Annotated in this window: 14 protein-coding genes; 11 read left to right on the top strand and 3 right to left on the bottom strand. The window is 43.5% G+C overall.

The window, feature by feature from the left end; all coding sequences use genetic code 11:
- Positions 1–492: 492 nt before the first annotated feature.
- On the top strand, positions 493–1,098 hold the full coding sequence (locus RMY16_RS31515) for a Uma2 family endonuclease (RefSeq protein ID WP_322739269.1): 606 nt from the start codon (positions 493–495) through the stop codon (positions 1,096–1,098).
- Here the strand turns inward: RMY16_RS31515 and RMY16_RS31510 are convergent.
- Entirely contained in the window at positions 1,085–1,207 is a 123-nt protein-coding gene (locus RMY16_RS31510; RefSeq protein WP_322739270.1) for a hypothetical protein, read from the bottom strand. The genes RMY16_RS31515 and RMY16_RS31510 overlap by 14 nt on opposite strands.
- Positions 1,208–1,214: 7 nt before the next feature.
- On the opposite strand from RMY16_RS31510, the gene RMY16_RS31505 reads away from it, so the two are divergent.
- The 5 genes from RMY16_RS31505 to RMY16_RS31485 all read left to right on the top strand — a co-directional run bounded on the left by RMY16_RS31505 (position 1,215) and on the right by RMY16_RS31485 (position 8,888).
- Positions 1,215–1,619, top strand: coding sequence for a thiol-disulfide oxidoreductase DCC family protein (locus tag RMY16_RS31505; RefSeq protein WP_322739271.1), 405 nt, complete (start codon positions 1,215–1,217; stop codon positions 1,617–1,619).
- A 234-nt stretch (positions 1,620–1,853) separates the two neighbouring features.
- On the top strand, positions 1,854–3,701 hold the full coding sequence (treZ, locus tag RMY16_RS31500) for a malto-oligosyltrehalose trehalohydrolase (RefSeq protein WP_322739272.1): 1,848 nt from the start codon (positions 1,854–1,856) through the stop codon (positions 3,699–3,701).
- 417 nt (positions 3,702–4,118) lie between these two features.
- Positions 4,119–6,917 (top strand): malto-oligosyltrehalose synthase, encoded by a 2,799-nt coding sequence (gene treY, locus RMY16_RS31495; RefSeq protein WP_322739273.1) that lies wholly within the window; start codon positions 4,119–4,121, stop codon positions 6,915–6,917.
- A gap of 169 nt (positions 6,918–7,086) precedes the next feature.
- On the top strand, positions 7,087–8,598 hold the full coding sequence (locus tag RMY16_RS31490; RefSeq protein ID WP_322739274.1) for a trehalase family glycosidase: 1,512 nt from the start codon (positions 7,087–7,089) through the stop codon (positions 8,596–8,598).
- A 95-nt stretch (positions 8,599–8,693) separates the two neighbouring features.
- Positions 8,694–8,888 carry a hypothetical protein gene (locus tag RMY16_RS31485; RefSeq protein ID WP_322739275.1) on the top strand — a complete coding sequence of 65 codons (195 nt, stop codon included), beginning with the start codon at positions 8,694–8,696 and terminating at the stop codon, positions 8,886–8,888.
- A gap of 288 nt (positions 8,889–9,176) precedes the next feature.
- Here the strand turns inward: RMY16_RS31485 and RMY16_RS31480 are convergent, their stop codons facing one another.
- On the bottom strand, positions 9,177–9,329 hold the full coding sequence (locus RMY16_RS31480) for a hypothetical protein (protein WP_322665006.1): 153 nt from the start codon (positions 9,327–9,329) through the stop codon (positions 9,177–9,179).
- A gap of 453 nt (positions 9,330–9,782) precedes the next feature.
- Between RMY16_RS31480 and RMY16_RS31475 the strand changes: the two genes are divergently transcribed.
- From RMY16_RS31475 to RMY16_RS31465, 3 genes are read left to right on the top strand one after another with little or no spacing between them, the layout of a single operon-like run.
- The gene (locus tag RMY16_RS31475) at positions 9,783–11,210 is read left to right on the top strand and encodes a nicotinate phosphoribosyltransferase (protein WP_322739276.1); all 1,428 of its coding nucleotides are present in this window, start codon (positions 9,783–9,785) and stop codon (positions 11,208–11,210) included.
- Positions 11,211–11,214: 4 nt separating this feature from the next.
- Positions 11,215–11,814: a nicotinate-nucleotide adenylyltransferase gene (locus RMY16_RS31470; protein WP_322739284.1), complete on the top strand. Its 600-nt coding sequence runs from the start codon at positions 11,215–11,217 to the stop codon at positions 11,812–11,814.
- Entirely contained in the window at positions 11,775–12,521 is a 747-nt protein-coding gene (locus tag RMY16_RS31465; RefSeq protein ID WP_322665002.1) for an NUDIX hydrolase, read from the top strand. Before RMY16_RS31470 ends, RMY16_RS31465 begins: the two co-directional genes overlap by 40 nt.
- On the opposite strand, the gene RMY16_RS31460 is transcribed toward RMY16_RS31465, so the two are convergent.
- Positions 12,518–12,679, bottom strand: a complete 162-nt coding sequence (locus RMY16_RS31460) for a hypothetical protein (RefSeq protein WP_322739277.1) — start codon at positions 12,677–12,679, stop codon at positions 12,518–12,520. The two genes, RMY16_RS31465 and RMY16_RS31460, sit on opposite strands and share 4 nt — an antisense overlap.
- Positions 12,680–12,904: 225 nt before the next feature.
- Between RMY16_RS31460 and RMY16_RS31455 the strand changes: the two genes are divergently transcribed.
- Both RMY16_RS31455 and RMY16_RS31450 read left to right on the top strand, forming a co-directional pair.
- Positions 12,905–14,623 carry an NAD+ synthase gene (locus tag RMY16_RS31455; protein ID WP_322739285.1) on the top strand — a complete coding sequence of 573 codons (1,719 nt, stop codon included), beginning with the start codon at positions 12,905–12,907 and terminating at the stop codon, positions 14,621–14,623.
- Positions 14,624–15,123: 500 nt separating this feature from the next.
- Positions 15,124–15,596, top strand: a 473-nt coding sequence (locus tag RMY16_RS31450; RefSeq protein ID WP_322739665.1) for a hypothetical protein, incomplete at its 3' end; no start/stop codon positions are given.

The raw sequence follows: 15,596 nt of genomic DNA, 5'->3' as shown, positions 1-15,596 counted from the left end.
TTAATGCATCGACCCGTTATGTTAATGCATCGACCCGTTATGTTAATGCATCGACCTGTTATGTTAATGCATCGACCCGTTATGTTAATGCATCGACCTGTTATGTTAATACATCGACCTGTTATGTTAATGCATCGACCCGTTATGTTAATGCATCGACCCGTTATGTTAATGCATCGACTTGTTATGTTAATACATCGACCTGTTACGTTAATACAGCCTCGTTTTACTTCGCACTGGTTTAGTTAGACAAGAGCGATGCCTGCGGTGGTCACTGACTTGTACTGAGCGCAGTCGTTGGCGCAGCCTCTCGCAGAGAAGTAGCTTTGTCGTACCCCTCCGGGGAAGCAAGCTACGCGGAGCGTCTGTCTGCGACACGCTGCGCGAACGTAGAGAAGTGCGGGCTATGCTTACGCAATTAATTCGCCGCCTCATGGTAGTTTTGCTTGATAATACTTTCGTTACAATAAGCCTACGTCAAGTCAAAACATAATGACCTACACCTCGCCCAAGCTACTTACCTTTGAGGAATTTATCGCCCAATATGGTGACAATACACGCTACGAATTAATCGACGGGCAATTAAGAGACATGGAACCTACAGGGCCACACGAAGCTATTGCAGGTAGTATTGCAGGTAGAATCTATGTCGAAATTTTTAATTCTAATTTCAACTGGCTAGTTCCAAAAACTTGTCTGATAAAACCACCTGCGGCTGAAGCGACAGCACTGCGTCCTGATGTAATTGTTTTAGATAAAGCCGAACTTAGTAAAGAACCGCTTTGGCAAAAAGAACCGATTATTTGTAACGGCAGTACTATTAAGCTTGTTGCTGAAGTTGTGAGTACTAATTGGCAAGACGATTATGCAAGAAAAGTGGAAGAATACGCTTTTCTTAACATCCCACAATATTGGATTGTGGATTTTCGTGGCTTGGGTGGCTTGCAGTTTATCGGCAATCCCAAACAACCAACCTTTACCGTTTGTCAGTTAGTGAATGGTGTGTACCAGCAACAACAATATCGTTTAGGAGATAATATTTCTTCTGATGTCTTGCCAAATTTACAACTTAAGCTAGATGACATTATGCATATTTGAACTGGAGATTGGTTTCGGTAAGGTAGGAGCGATCGCTACAGTTTTCTAAGCTAGAATACCAAAGCTGTGTTTTAGACACATCCGACAATTCAATTGCCAAATGAGCCATTATTTTTATGAATTATTACGTAATCTACGACGGAAATTGTAATCTCTGCGTTACCCTAGTGCAATTGCTAGAAACCTTAGACCAAGGAAAGTTGTTTCGCTACAGTCCTATGCAAGATGAGCAAACACTTTTACAGTGGGGAATTTCAGCCCAAGATTGCGAACAGGGAATGATTTTAATTGATGGCAATCAACCTCAAAGACGTTGGCAAGGTAGTAACGCCGCAGAAGAAATTGGGCGCTTATTGCCAGCAGGAAGTATATTTGTAGACGCTTATCGAGCATTGCCGGGGGTGAAATGGGCAGGCGATCGCTTTTACGAACAAATCCGCGATAACCGCTACACCATATTTGGTAAGCGTTCTAATACATATCAATCGGCATACTGTGTGGATGGTAGCTGCAAGCCGTAGGAGTGAACAGCCGTGCTACCCTACGAATGTCCGGTTTTTTCTCCGTCATTTCTCCCACATTTGTCATTAGACTGAATTTATTCTGGTCAAAAATCCGCCTCCAGATGCTAGCAAAAACTCTGGTAGACCAACCATTATGCTATCTGGCGTGTTTGTAAATATTGTGCAATCAATGACATTTGCAATCGCGCCATAATTCGGCACAACAAACTGGAACTGATGGGAGGATACTGCGTGAAAATTGGTGCTAACTACTTGGGCAACGGAGAGTGTGAATTTACAGTTTGGTCTCCGCTATTAGATAGCGTCACGGTAAAAATTTTGACGCCAGAACAGCAGTTAATTCCCCTCAAGACTCAATCTGAGGGATACTGGCACACGAAAGTCAACGATGTGTATCCGGGTACGCTTTATCGGTATGTCTTGAATGGCCAAGACAACTTTGCCGATCCGGCGTCGCAGTATCAACCGGAAGGGGTGCATGGGCCGTCGCAAATTGTCGATCATGATTTTGAGTGGACTGATGAAGGGTGGACTGGGATTCCTGTGGAATCAATGATTTTCTACGAAGTTCATGTTGGGACATTCACGCCGGAAGGAACTTTTACCGCCATCATTCCCCGTTTACCAGAACTGAGAGAACTGGGAATTAACGCCATTGAAATCATGCCCATCTCCCAGGTTCCGGGAGACACTCATATTGAAGCATCTCTGGCATATCGCAACTGGGGCTATGATGGCGTTTATCCTTATGCTGTCCAAAATTCCTACGGTAGTCCAGCCGAACTCAAGCAACTGGTAAATGCTTGCCATCAAAATAACATCGCCGTTGTGCTGGATGTGGTGTATAACCACTTTGGGCCGGAAGGCAATTATATGAGTCAGTTCGCGCCCTACTTTACTAAAACCTATAAAACGCCGTGGGGCGAAGCGATGAATTTCGACGATGCCCATAGTCAGGGCGTGCGAAATTATTTTATTGAAAATGCGCTTTACTGGTTGGGCGAATTCCACATTGATGCATTGCGCCTGGATGCCATTCAAGCAATTTATGACTTGGGAGCGAAGCATTTTTTGTGGGAATTGGCGGAAGCAGTTCATCATTTCTCACAACAAGGGCAAAGATGGAAACGCCATCTGATAGCCGAAAGCGATATGAATAATCCGCGAATAATTCGTCCGGCAGAATTGGGTGGATATGGACTCGATGCTCAGTGGAGTGATGATTTTCACCACGCATTGCATACACTGTTGACAGGCGATCGCCAAGGATATTATCAAGATTTTGGGAAATGTGCTGATTTGGCAAAAGCTTATAGTGATACTTTTGTCTACGATTGGAAGTACGCACCACACCGCAAGAGATTTCATGGCGTATCTTGCCGCGATCGCCCTTTATCACAGTTTACAATCTGCATTCAGAATCACGATCAAATCGGCAATCAAATGAAAGGAGAACGCCTTAGCCAGCGGATCTCTTTTGAAGGATTAAAGTTAGCCGCTGGCGCTGTGCTGCTATCGCCTAACTTACCCCTGTTATTTATGGGAGAAGAATACGGCGAAACTGCACCCTTCATTTACTTTGTCAGTCACTCCGATCCCGATTTGATTCAAGCAGTTCGAGCCGGACGCAAAGAAGAATTTGAAGCATTTCACTATGCAGATGATCCCCCAGATCCCGAATCGGCAGAAACTTTCCTCAAGTCTAAACTAAATTGGGAATTACGCAATCAAGGAAAGCACAAAGTTCTCTGGGATTGGTATCGTCAGTTAATTAATTTACGGAAGACACATCCAGCACTTCTCAACCAAGACCGCAATTTCATCGAAGCAACTAGCGATGAAGAGAAGGAATTGGTGATCGTGCGGCGTTGGTGCGAATCAAGTGAAATAATATTTGTGATGAATTTCAATTCGTCTCCAGTGACAGTGACTCTGCCGTTTGAGCAAAATGCGAATAAATTGTTGGACTCTGCTGATACCTCATGGTCTGGGCATGGTTCTGAAGCTGCTGAACATTTGTCTGTGGGCGAAGAAGTGAAATTGCAACCTACTAGTTTAGTACTCTATGAAAAAGCATGAGGGGGAGAGTTAGAACTTAAACTTTCAGCCTTATAACTTCAACGTTCGAGCATAAAGGCTTAATGTTTGAGCATAAAGGCTTAATGTTTGAGCATAAAGGCTTAAGGTTTGAGCATAAAGGCTTAAGGTTTGAGCATAAAGGCTTAAGGTTCAAACATAAAGGCTTAAAGGCACTTATTCATCTCCCTGAAAATTTACCCCACCCTAACCCTCCCCTTGTAAAGGGGAGGGAACTAGATTTCTTGTTTCCCCCCTTTACAAGGGGGGATTAAGGGGGGTAATACCCTTTTACTACCGAAAAGAGAACTTTTCAAACATCCTCTAAAATGTTCAGCGTTTACCCTCAAAACCTCATCTTCCACCCTGCGGGAAGCTAAAGCTACATCCCCCTTATTCCCCACTCCCTACTAAAAAAATATGCGAATTCCTACCGCCACTTATCGAATCCAATTTACACCTCAGTTTGGCTTTGACAACGCCAAAGCGATCGCAGCTTATTTAGCAGATTTAGGTATTTCCGATTTATATGCTTCCCCCATTTTCAAAGCACGATCCGGGAGTACACACGGCTACGATATAGTAGATGCCACTCAACTTAACCCAGAACTGGGAACTAATGAATCATTTGATGAATTAGTTAGTGAAATCCAATCCCTTGGTATGGGCTGGTTACAAGATATTGTGCCCAACCACATGGCCTATAGCAGCGAAAACGATTACTTGATGGACGTATTGGAACACGGCCCAGATTCCAGCTATACCGACTACTTCGATCTTTCTTGGAATGCTCCCTTTGGCGATCGCCAAGCGCGAATTCTCGCTCCTCTCTTAGGAGATTTCTATGGTACATCCCTAGAAAACGGACACATTCAACTGCAATACGAACAAAACGGTTTAACCGTCAATTATTACAGCTTAAAACTGCCACTGCGGTTAGAATCTTACACAAAATTTATCACCCATAATTTAGGTAAACTCACCCGTACACTGGGACGCAATCATCCCGATTTTATTAAGCTATTGGGGATTCTCTACATTCTCAAAAGTGTGCCCTCAGAAGTTGCAGGAAAACAGCGACAAGACCAAATTGCATTTATTAAAGGATTGCTTTGGGAACTCTACACCACAAACGACACCATCCGCGAATTCATTGACGAGAATATCAAAACTTTTAATGGAGAACCAGGTAATTCAGAAAGTTTTAATCTCCTAGATGAATTACTGAATGAGCAATTTTACCGCCTTGCCTTCTGGAAAGTTGGCGCGGAGGAAATGAACTACCGCCGTTTCTTTACTGTCAATGAACTGATTTCCGTTAAAGTTGAAGAAGTGCGGGTTTTTAATAATACCCACAGCCTAATTCAGAAACTGGTTGAAGAAGGCAAATTTACAGGTTTAAGGATTGACCATATTGATGGACTTTATAACCCAATCCAGTATATAGAAAGGCTGCGGGAAAAGATGGGAGATGTTTATATCACCGTCGAGAAGATTTTAGAACTCACCGAAGAATTGCCGGAAAACTGGGGAATTGAAGGAACGTCTGGATATGACTTTCTCAACTATGTAAATGGCGTATTTTGTCAAACAGAAAATGAATCATCCTTCGAGAAAGTTTACCAGAACTTTATTAGTTCCAGAGTAGATTATGCCTCGGTAGTCAAGGATAAAAAACACCTGATTTTGGAAAAGAATTTAGCAGGTGATATTGACAATTTGGCACTTTTGTTAAAGAACGTTTCCAGCAAATATCGCTATGGCAATGATTTTACACTGAATGGATTAAAAAGAGCGATCGCCGAAGTTTTGACACTGTTCCCGATTTACCGCACCTACATTACGCCTGATGGAATTGGAGAAAGCGATCGCGCTACCATTCAAGAAGTAATTGATCAAGCCAAAGAACAAACGCCCCTATTGCAGAACGAACTGACCTTTATTGAAAAGTTAATGCTGTTAGAGTTTGATAATTCTCTGACTCAAACAGAACGCGAACAGTGGATATATTTTGTCTTACGGATGCAGCAATACAGTGGGCCGTTAATGGCCAAAGGCGTAGAAGACACCACATTATATGTTTACAATCGGTTGCTGTCACTGAATGAAGTCGGGGGAAATCCTGGTCATTTTGGCATCGACCTAGCAAAATTTCATGCCTTTAACAAACAGCATCAAGAAACCTGGCCTCACACAATGAACACCACAGCCACCCACGACACCAAGCGCGGCGAAGATGTGCGGGCCAGATTGAATGTCCTCTCAGAAATTCCCGATGAATGGGATCAGCAGGTAAATACCTGGAGTGCGATTAATCGAGGACATCGTAGCGATCGCCACGGCTTCGCTATACCCGATCGCAACGATGAGTATTTTCTCTATCAAACCTTAGTAGGGGCGTTTCCTTTTGCCGAACATGAACATGCATCCTTTGTAGAACGAGTGAAGGATTATATAATAAAGGCAATCCGAGAAGCAAAGGTGCATACAGCCTGGTTACGACCTGATAGCGAGTATGAAGAAGCTTGTACCTCCTTTATTGAGAAAGTACTCGATCCTTCCCTCTCCGGGGAATTTCTAGAAGCCTTTCGTCCCTTTCAAGGGCGAATTGCAGAGTATGGTATCTTCAATTCCCTTTCCCAAACTCTACTGAAGATTACCGCCCCTGGCGTACCAGATGTATACCAAGGAACAGAACTTTGGGAACTAAGTCTAGTTGATCCAGACAATCGTCGTCCCGTGGATTTTGAACAGCGACGTACTTACTTAAGCGCCATCCGTGAACAGGTAAAAACAGACATTCTCGGACTGATTCAGGAGTTACTAAACGACAAAACAGACGGTAGAATCAAACTGTTTTTAACGGCTCAATTACTCCAAGCCAGAACAAACTATGTCTCATTATTCCAGGACGGCGATTATTTACCGTTAGAAGTTCAAGGAACCTACGCCAATCACATTATCGCCTTTGCACGGCGCGAGGGAAATCAAACAGCGATCGCGATCGCACCCCGCTTTTTAACCAGCCTCATCCAGCCAGGAGAAAACCCCTTGGGCGAATCAGTTTGGCGAGATACACACCTGCAACTACCCCCCGGAACTTCCTCCACCTGGAAAAACGTCCTAACTCAGCAACCCTTACAAGCTACAGAAACCCTATCAATCGCAACAGCCCTCACCCATTTCCCAGTTGCCCTCTTAATTAGCACTATCGAGTAAAAACAAAAATCAATCCCACGCAGAGAGAACCTTATAAAACCTCAGCGTTCCTCTGCGCTTCCCTTTGCGACGGCAGTCGCTGATGGGGGAAACCCCCTTGGCGCTAGCCTCTCCCTTTGGGAGAAGACCGCGCTGCCTCTTTTTTGCGTTGAAAAAACAATTCAGAATTATGACCCTAGCACTGACCACCGCGCAGATAGACGCTGTGCGCCTCCACATCAAAAAAACCTGGAAAACCTTAACGCGATCGCACGAACACTTATTACAATCTGCAAAGGATACCAAACTAGACCACAAAAGCGACACTCCTTGGATAGTCTACATTTCACCCTCAGAAGATTGTCCCAACATTCAGACTGTGTTAGAGCGATCGCTATCTTCCAAAGATATGCAACGGCTGCAAATTCGCACTTTGCCAACTGAAGCGGAGGCAATTAAAGAGCATGGGTTACTATACCTACCAGGGCCTTATCTCGTACCAGGTGGCCGTTTCAACGAAATGTATGGCTGGGACAGCTACTTTATATTACTAGGACTTTTGCACGATGGAGAATTGGAGCTAGCGCAAAGCCAAGTAGATCAGTTATTGTACCAAGTGCGACATTACGGCACGATCCTCAATGCCAACCGGACTTATATGCTGTCGCGATCGCAGCCCCCTGTCCTCAGTATGATGGTTTTGGCGCTATTCCAGCACACCCAGGATGAAGAGTGGTTAAAGTTAACCATACCGATCCTAGAACAGTTTTATTATTACTGGGTAGTACCGCCTCACCTGAATCCTGCAACAGGCTTGTCTAGATTCTATGCCTTTGGGGAAGGCCCAGCGCCAGAAGTTTTGTTTTCCGAGCGGGATGAAGAGGGAAAAAGCCACTACGATCGCGTCAAGGAATATTACCAAACCTATGAGGTTGAGGATTATGACGTTAGTCTTTACTACAACCGAGAAAAAGACGAACTGACGCACTTATTTTACAAAGGCGATCGCACCATGCGCGAGTCTGGTTTTGATATCACCAATCGATTTGGCCCTTTCAGTGCTGATATCCTCCACTATGCTCCTGTGTGCCTCAATAGTTTGCTGTATCAAGTAGAACAAGACTTGGGACAAATCCACAATATTTTTGGGAATGAAGAACTAGAACGGCAATGGCGCGATCGTGCGAATATCCGCCGCGATCGCATCGATAAGTGTCTCTGGGATGAAGAACAGGGACTGTATTTCGACTATCATTTCCAGGGTGGAGAACGCCGCCGCTACGAATTTGCTACCACGTTCTATCCCCTGTGGCTGGGAATTGCTTCTCCAACCCAAGCCAAGCGTGTCGTAGAAAATCTCTCTTTATTTGAAGCCCCAGGCGGAATTTTTACCAGTACTCGTGTCACCGGCAACCAGTGGGATGCTCCCTTTGGCTGGGCACCATTGACATTAGTTGCTGTCCAGGGACTTCACCGCTATGGGTATCATACAGAAGGCGATCGCATTGCCAATAAATTCCTGGCTATGGTAGTTAAAGAATTCGAGCGTCACAATACCCTAGTTGAGAAATATGATGTTGAACGCTGTTCTGCCAACGTTTCCGACGAAATCTCCTTTGGATATAGTTCTAACGAAGTTGGTTTCGGCTGGACAAATGGAGCGATTCTGGAACTCTTAGCAATCGGCGATCAAAAAGTTTAAATAAAAAGGCGTGAGAAAAAACTCACGCCTTTATCTTAGTGGGTTGAATTATATTAAAACTTACACACACTCTACGATTCTTGGGAATAATCACAATGGTTCAATCAGCCCCAAAATTCCTAACCGTTGATGAATTTATTAACCATTACAGTGAGTGCGATCGCTATGAACTAATTGATGGTGAATTAATTGAGATAGAAGCAACCGTGCCCACACAAGGCCTAAATAATTATATGATTGTTGCAACCTATCTATTCATCAGGAGCCAGAATGCAGAAGGAATTGGATAGTGACGTATTCTAATACGCCACTACTTTTAAATAAAGGGGTTTAATTACGAAGCTCAATCTACAATTTCGTGGTTTTCAATTATAGCCGTAGTCACGCAGATTAGGACAGTGTTGATTGCTCAAAGTCTTGAAAAAACTGGATTTTTACTCAGCACTCAGCACTCAACACTCAGCACTCAGCACTCAGCACTCAGCACTCAGCTATATATGGTTTGCCTAAACTCCCCAGTAATTGCCCTCGTTTGAATTCTGAATTTTGACTCCTATTTATCAATGCCGTATCGGCACCTACCAATTATCATCTGTATCTTCATCGTAAGGCTCACCTGTAAAAGGTTGTATGCCAACAGCAGGATAAGCATCATCCGTAGGACCAAAAATCCGCATTGCAGCTTCAGAAATATACTGGGTTATGTTCGCAATGATTTTGGAAATATCCATAATATTGGACTCCTTCTTTTTGAGTCGCTTTAATGGTGATGCTTATACTCTAATCCTAATACTCAAAGCTTGCTCATATTCTCAATATATTGAGAATATATGCAATGTTTATTTAGATAACTTCGCAATACTTTAGCTTGTCAAAAAATCAAACTTTTCTCTTTGATTTTAATTGTAACATAGTTGTTTTTTCAACCGATTTTGGAAAAGAGCGAAGCAAAACAAACTTTATCTGACAGGATATTATTTTCCTTTATTAGCCACCCGATCTAATCAACATTATTGCTAGTTATTACTATTAAAAAATATTAAGTTTTTGATGAAGTTAAGATTAAGCTACCGATAAATCTACTGGTATACGGCAATCTCAGACAATATACTTGTCAGGAGTTGACATTATTTATGGTAAATATTACCATAAATAAAAGAAGCATCTTGTAAGGAAGCTCTTGCATGACAACTTTGCCAGATTTGGACTATGTATATAAACAGCAAAGCCAGCAGAACCAGGAACTGAACCTTTCTGCCGATGACTACAGCTTGCTGACCGACCTTTACCAGTTGACGATGGCAGCTTGTTACACTGGCGTTGGTATAGAACAACGACGGGCAAGCTTTGAATTGTCCGTCAGACGGTTGCCAGAGGGTTTTGGTTATTTAATTGCAATGGGGCTGACACAGGCATTAGAATATTTAGCCAAAATCCGCTTTAGTTCCGCGCAAATTGCGGCATTACAAGCAACGGGAATTTTTGCTCACGCAGGCGATCGCTTTTGGTCACTTTTAGCTGAGGGAAAGTTTACGGGCGATGTTTGGGCAGTACCAGAAGGGACTGCTGTGTTTGCCAATCAACCACTGTTGCGGGTGGAAGCACCACTTTGGCAAGCGCAACTAGTGGAAACTTACCTCCTGAATACGATTAATTACCAGACTTTGATTGCCACAAAAGCAGCCCGGTTGCGGGATGTAGCGGGAGAATCAGCAACACTTTTAGAATTTGGCACCAGACGGGCATTTAGTCCGCAGGGGTCTTTGTGGGCAGCACGGGCGGCGTTGGCGGGTGGGTTAGATTCCACTTCCAATGTGTTAGCAGCGCTACAACTGGGACAACAGCCAAGTGGTACGATGGCACACGCCTTGGTGATGGCATTGTCAGCAATAGAAGGCACTGAAGAACAAGCTTTTAGTGCATTTCATCGCTATTTTCCGGGTGCGCCATTGCTGATTGATACTTACGATACCATTGCTGCTGCTGGGCGCTTGGCCGAAAAAGTAAATTCTGGGGAAATGCAACTAACAGGAGTGAGATTGGACTCAGGAGATTTAGTTACCTTATCAAAACAGGTGCGATCGCTCCTTCCCGGTGTGCCAATTTTTGCTAGTGGTGATTTGGATGAGTGGGAAATTGCTAGATTAAAAGCTGCTGGGGCCGAAATTGATGGTTACGGGTTGGGAACGCGACTAGTTACAGGTTCGCCTGTCAATGGAGTTTATAAACTTGTAGACATTGATGGCATCCCTGTGATGAAGCAGTCTAGTGGTAAAGTTACTTATCCAGGGCGTAAGCAAATTTTTCGTTCATTTACGGGAGGTAAGGTAAAAGCAGACAGGTTGGGACTCTTAGGTGAAATTGCTTTAGAAGAAGAACCTTTGTTGCAGTTAGTAGTCCAACAAGGTGAACGGGTGCAGCCTTTGGAATCGTTGGCAACAATTCGTCAGCGTACTGCTGTCTCAGTTGCGAGTTTGCCACAAGAAATACGGCGTTTGGATCGTCCTGTAGGGGTGCAGGTGGAAATTTCTGCCGCACTGCAACAGTTGACAGAGGAAGCTAAGAAGCGAACAGCAATCGCGCAGCGTCTCGTAGAGAAGGATGCAAAGTAAGATGATGAAAATTGCTTTGTTTGGTACTAGTGCCGATCCACCAACTGCGGGACATCAAAAAATTCTGAGTTGGTTATCTGAGCGTTATGATTGGGTAGCGGTTTGGGCAGCAGATAATCCATTTAAGTCCCATCAAACACCCTTAGAACATCGGGCGGCAATGTTGCGATTGTTGATTGCGGATATAGACACGCCACGGCACAATATTGCTTTGGAACAAGAATTGAGTAGCTTCAGAACGCTGGAAACAGTGGAAAAAGCCAAGCTTACTTGGGGTGAAGACGCCCAATTGACGATGATTATTGGTTCAGATTTACTGAGTCAGCTACCACGTTGGTATCGCATTGAAGATTTGTTACAGGAAGTGCAACTACTGATTGTACCGCGACCCGGATATGTAATAGATGAATCTAGTTCAGAGGTAGTGCAAAAGCTGGGAGGGAAAATTGCGATCGCTAGTCTAACCGGTCTAGATGTTTCCTCAACAGCGTACCGTGAACATAGAGATCCCCAAGCCCTCACAGCCCCTGTAGTTGCCTATATTAATCAAGAGCATTTGTACGAATGCCAGGACGTTCAACAAAAAAGATACCAACTCCGTTAAACCAACAACCTTTGGCCGATTTCAAGGTTGGTGTTGATAATGTAATTTTTTCTGTAGATACTGTACAAAATCGGCTGTTAGTTCTACTCGTAATGCGACAGCAAGAACCATTTTTAAATCATTGGAGTCTTCCCGGTACTTTGGTACGTCCAGGAGAGTCTTTAGAAGATGCCGCCTATCGCATTATGGCGGAGAAAATTAAGGTTAACAATCTCTATTTAGAACAGCTGTATACATTTGGCGGGCCGAATCGCGATCCACGGGAAGCAACTGATAGTTATGGTGTGCGTTATTTATCAGTTAGTTACTTTGCCCTAGTGCGATTTGAGGAAGCCGAATTGATTGCCGATCGCATGACTGGCATAGCTTGGTATCCGGTAAAACAAGTGCCGCAATTAGCTTTTGACCATAACGAAATTCTGGCTTATGGACACAGGCGATTACGAAATAAATTAGAGTATAGCCCAGTGGCTTTTGAAGTCTTGCCAGAAATGTTCACCTTGAATGATTTATATCAGTTATACGCCACAGTTTTAGGTGATAACTTTTCCGATTATTCTAATTTTCGAGCGCGTCTACTGAAGTTAGGTTTTTTATGCGATACCGGAATTAAGGTATCACGAGGTGCTGGTCGTCCAGCTAGTTTGTATAAGTTTGACGCTGAAGCTTTTGCTCCCTTAAAAGATAAACCTTTGGTGTTTATTTAACCAATGTCTACCCAAAGTCCAGAGTTAAAAGTCTTAAGGTGAATTCTAGTAATAAAATTACCATAGCCGTTGGTTTCGACTACTTCGACTTCGCTCAGTACAAGTTCGCTCAACCAACTGAGTAGTTGAGAGTTGAGCGTACCCCTGCGGGGAAGCAAGCTACGTGTAGCGTCTCCAAGAGTTGTCGAAACTCGTCAACATCGGTATTTTTTTCATCAGAAATCACCTAAGTCCAGAGTAATACCAAGTTGTGATAGATAGTATTATTTGCTTGAAAGCTAGTCCAGCAGAGCTTAGACGCTAAAGAATACTAACTTTGGCAACTTGGTATAACTTATGACTCTTAACAAATGACAAATGACCAATGACAAATGACAAATAATATGAAAATTGCGATCGCTCAAATTAATCCTACTATTGGTGATTTGCTTTTAAATGCCCAAAAAATCCTGGAGGCGGCACAACGAGCAGCATCTAGCGGTGTACGTTTGTTGCTGACACCAGAACTTTCTTTGTGTGGCTATCCACCAAGAGATTTATTACTAAATCCTAGTTTTGTGGAAGCGATGGGCATCACTTTACAAAACTTGGCTGAGGATTTACCACCAAATTTAGCTGTGTTGGTAGGAACTGTTGAACCGAATATCAAAGCACATATTAGTGGCGGTAAAACTTTATTTAACAGTATGGCTTTGTTAGAAAATAGCAAGGTTCAACAAGTTTTTCACAAGCGACTTTTGCCTACTTACGATGTATTTGATGAACGCCGCTATTTTGAACCAGGCTTGCAAGCTAATTATTTCACTTTAGATAATATCGATATTGGCGTAACTATTTGTGAAGATTTATGGAATGATGAGGAATTCTGGGGCAAACGTAGTTATACAGTAAATCCGATTGCTGATTTAGCGATTTTGGGTGTAGATTTGATTGTAAATTTGTCTGCTTCGCCCTACACAGTTGGTAAACAGCAGTTTCGTGAAACTATGCTCAGGCATAGTGCAATACGTTTTCAACAACCAATGATTTATGCTAATCAGGTTGGCGGAAATGATGACCTAATTTTTGATGGGCGGAGTTTTGCCTTGAATCGTCAAGGTGAAGTTATGTGTCGTGCCCGTGGTTTTGATACCGATTTAGTAGTTGTTGAATTTGACGAAGCGCAACGGGATTTTCAATTAGGTTCTGTAGAACCTGGATATCAATCAGAAGATGAAGAAATTTGGCAAGCTTTGGTTTTAGGAGTGCGAGATTACGCTCGTAAGTGTCGTTTTTCTAAAGTAGTGTTGGGTTTAAGCGGTGGGATTGACTCTGCCATAGTAGCTGCGATCGCAACTGCTGCATTTGGTAAAGAAAATGTCCTCGGTGTTCTCATGCCTTCCCCTTACAGTTCTGAGCATTCGATTAGTGATGCTGTGGCATTAGCCGAAAATTTGGGGATTAAAACTCATCTTTTACCAATTGGCGAGTTAATGCAAGGCTTCGATCAAACTTTAGGTGAATTGTTTGCGGGTACTGAGTTTGGACTGGCTGAGGAAAATATACAATCTCGGATTCGCGGTAATTTATTAATGGCGATCGCTAATAAATTTGGCTATCTGCTTTTATCTACTGGTAACAAGTCAGAAATGGCAGTTGGTTACTGTACTCTCTACGGCGATATGAATGGCGGGTTAGCAGTGATTGCAGATGTTCCTAAAACCCGTGTGTATTCACTTTGCCATTGGTTAAATCGCAATAATGAAATCATCCCGCAAAACGTCTTGACTAAAGCACCCAGCGCCGAACTAAAACCAGGCCAAGTTGATCAAGACTCTCTACCGCCTTACGAAGTTTTGGACGATATTTTGCAACGCCTGATTCACAACCACCAATCAGCAGCGCAAATTGTTGCAGCCGGTCACGATGCGGTGATTGTAGACAGAGTAATTCAAATGGTGGCGCGGGCTGAATTTAAACGGCGACAAGCACCCCCCGGCTTAAAAATCACCGATCGCGCCTTTGGAACCGGTTGGCGAATGCCAATTGCTAGTAACTGGGTTGGTGTCAAAAAGGCTTACCAGGCAAAAACTACAGCTACATCTAACCTTAGTTTGTTGTGATGGACAAGATGCTCATCCGCGCCCAATACGGTTCGGATAAGCATTTTTCACTTTCCTTATGATCTGGGGAATGGGTTTGCGGGTAAAGGGGAAAGGATGTATTCAAAACCTTTACCCTTTACCCTTTAACCGAACCGTATTGAATCCGCGCCTAGACAACGCGGATGAGCATTACCTATTGATAAATTATGTCAGATTCCCCAGGATTGGCAATTTTCAACGATTCATAGATTTATCACCCAAGTATTTATCCGCCAAATTGGGGGATTGTAAGGGCGCAAGACCTTGCGCCCCTAGAATCCAATGCGCCACCATTATCATTCTGCGGTCGGCGTAGTGCGTAGGCGCAGCCCGCCGCAGGCATCGCCCGATACCATAAAATTGAGTTACAGAAAATTTATACTTTCGATAAATTGTGTTGTGAGTGCGATCGCAGTACTCTAGATGTTAGTAACAGCAAAATATTTATCTAGCTACTGCTTGGGCATCTGGAGAAGAAAATGAGAGAACACATCAGCCGGCAGAAAAAAACTAGTACAGGCTTCTCAATTCCATCCCTGAAACAACCGATACGCGGCTTTGGTTTGGAGTCGTCGGCAATTTCACGCCAAGCAGTTCCTGAAATACAACCATTCCATAAACCACTTACTCACGATATCAGTCGCATACCACTGCGTACCCAAGCAAAACTCTCAATTAGCCAGCCTGGAGACAAATACGAACAGGAAGCTGATAGCGTAGCACAGCAGGTAATGCAAAGAATGGCGCAACCTGTAAATCGCCAGTCTATTCATCGAGTTGCATTGCCAGAGTCAGAAGAATTGCAGATGAAACCTCTAGCGAATTCCATCACGCCTTTAGTGCAACGAGAAGCATTGCCAGAGGATGAGGAAGAATTGCAAATGAAATCTCTGGACAATAGCACGCTGCAACGAGAAGCATTGCCAGAGGATGAGGAAGAATTACAAATGAA

This window comes from Nostoc sp. DedQUE12b, assembly GCF_034530835.1.
In the GTDB taxonomy this organism is placed as follows: Bacteria; Cyanobacteriota; Cyanobacteriia; order Cyanobacteriales; family Nostocaceae; genus Nostoc.
Note: the sequence above shows the minus strand (reverse complement) of the source record. Positions and strands in the feature narration are given on the sequence as shown.

Bases quoted from the DNA above. Each gene is read 5' to 3' on its own strand.
- RMY16_RS31515 (WP_322739269.1), top strand. From the start codon at position 493: ATGACCTACACCTCGCCCAAGCTACTTACCTTTGAGGAATTTATCGCC.
- RMY16_RS31510 (WP_322739270.1), bottom strand. From the start codon at position 1,207: ATGGCTCATTTGGCAATTGAATTGTCGGATGTGTCTAAAACACAGCTT.
- RMY16_RS31470 (WP_322739284.1), top strand. From the start codon at position 11,215: ATGAAAATTGCTTTGTTTGGTACTAGTGCCGATCCACCAACTGCGGGA.
- RMY16_RS31465 (WP_322665002.1), top strand. From the start codon at position 11,775: ATGCCAGGACGTTCAACAAAAAAGATACCAACTCCGTTAAACCAACAA.
- RMY16_RS31475 (WP_322739276.1), top strand. From the start codon at position 9,783: ATGACAACTTTGCCAGATTTGGACTATGTATATAAACAGCAAAGCCAG.
- treY (WP_322739273.1), top strand. From the start codon at position 4,119: ATGCGAATTCCTACCGCCACTTATCGAATCCAATTTACACCTCAGTTT.
- RMY16_RS31480 (WP_322665006.1), bottom strand. From the start codon at position 9,329: ATGGATATTTCCAAAATCATTGCGAACATAACCCAGTATATTTCTGAA.
- RMY16_RS31505 (WP_322739271.1), top strand. From the start codon at position 1,215: ATGAATTATTACGTAATCTACGACGGAAATTGTAATCTCTGCGTTACC.
- RMY16_RS31490 (WP_322739274.1), top strand. From the start codon at position 7,087: ATGACCCTAGCACTGACCACCGCGCAGATAGACGCTGTGCGCCTCCAC.
- RMY16_RS31485 (WP_322739275.1), top strand. From the start codon at position 8,694: ATGGTTCAATCAGCCCCAAAATTCCTAACCGTTGATGAATTTATTAAC.
- RMY16_RS31455 (WP_322739285.1), top strand. From the start codon at position 12,905: ATGAAAATTGCGATCGCTCAAATTAATCCTACTATTGGTGATTTGCTT.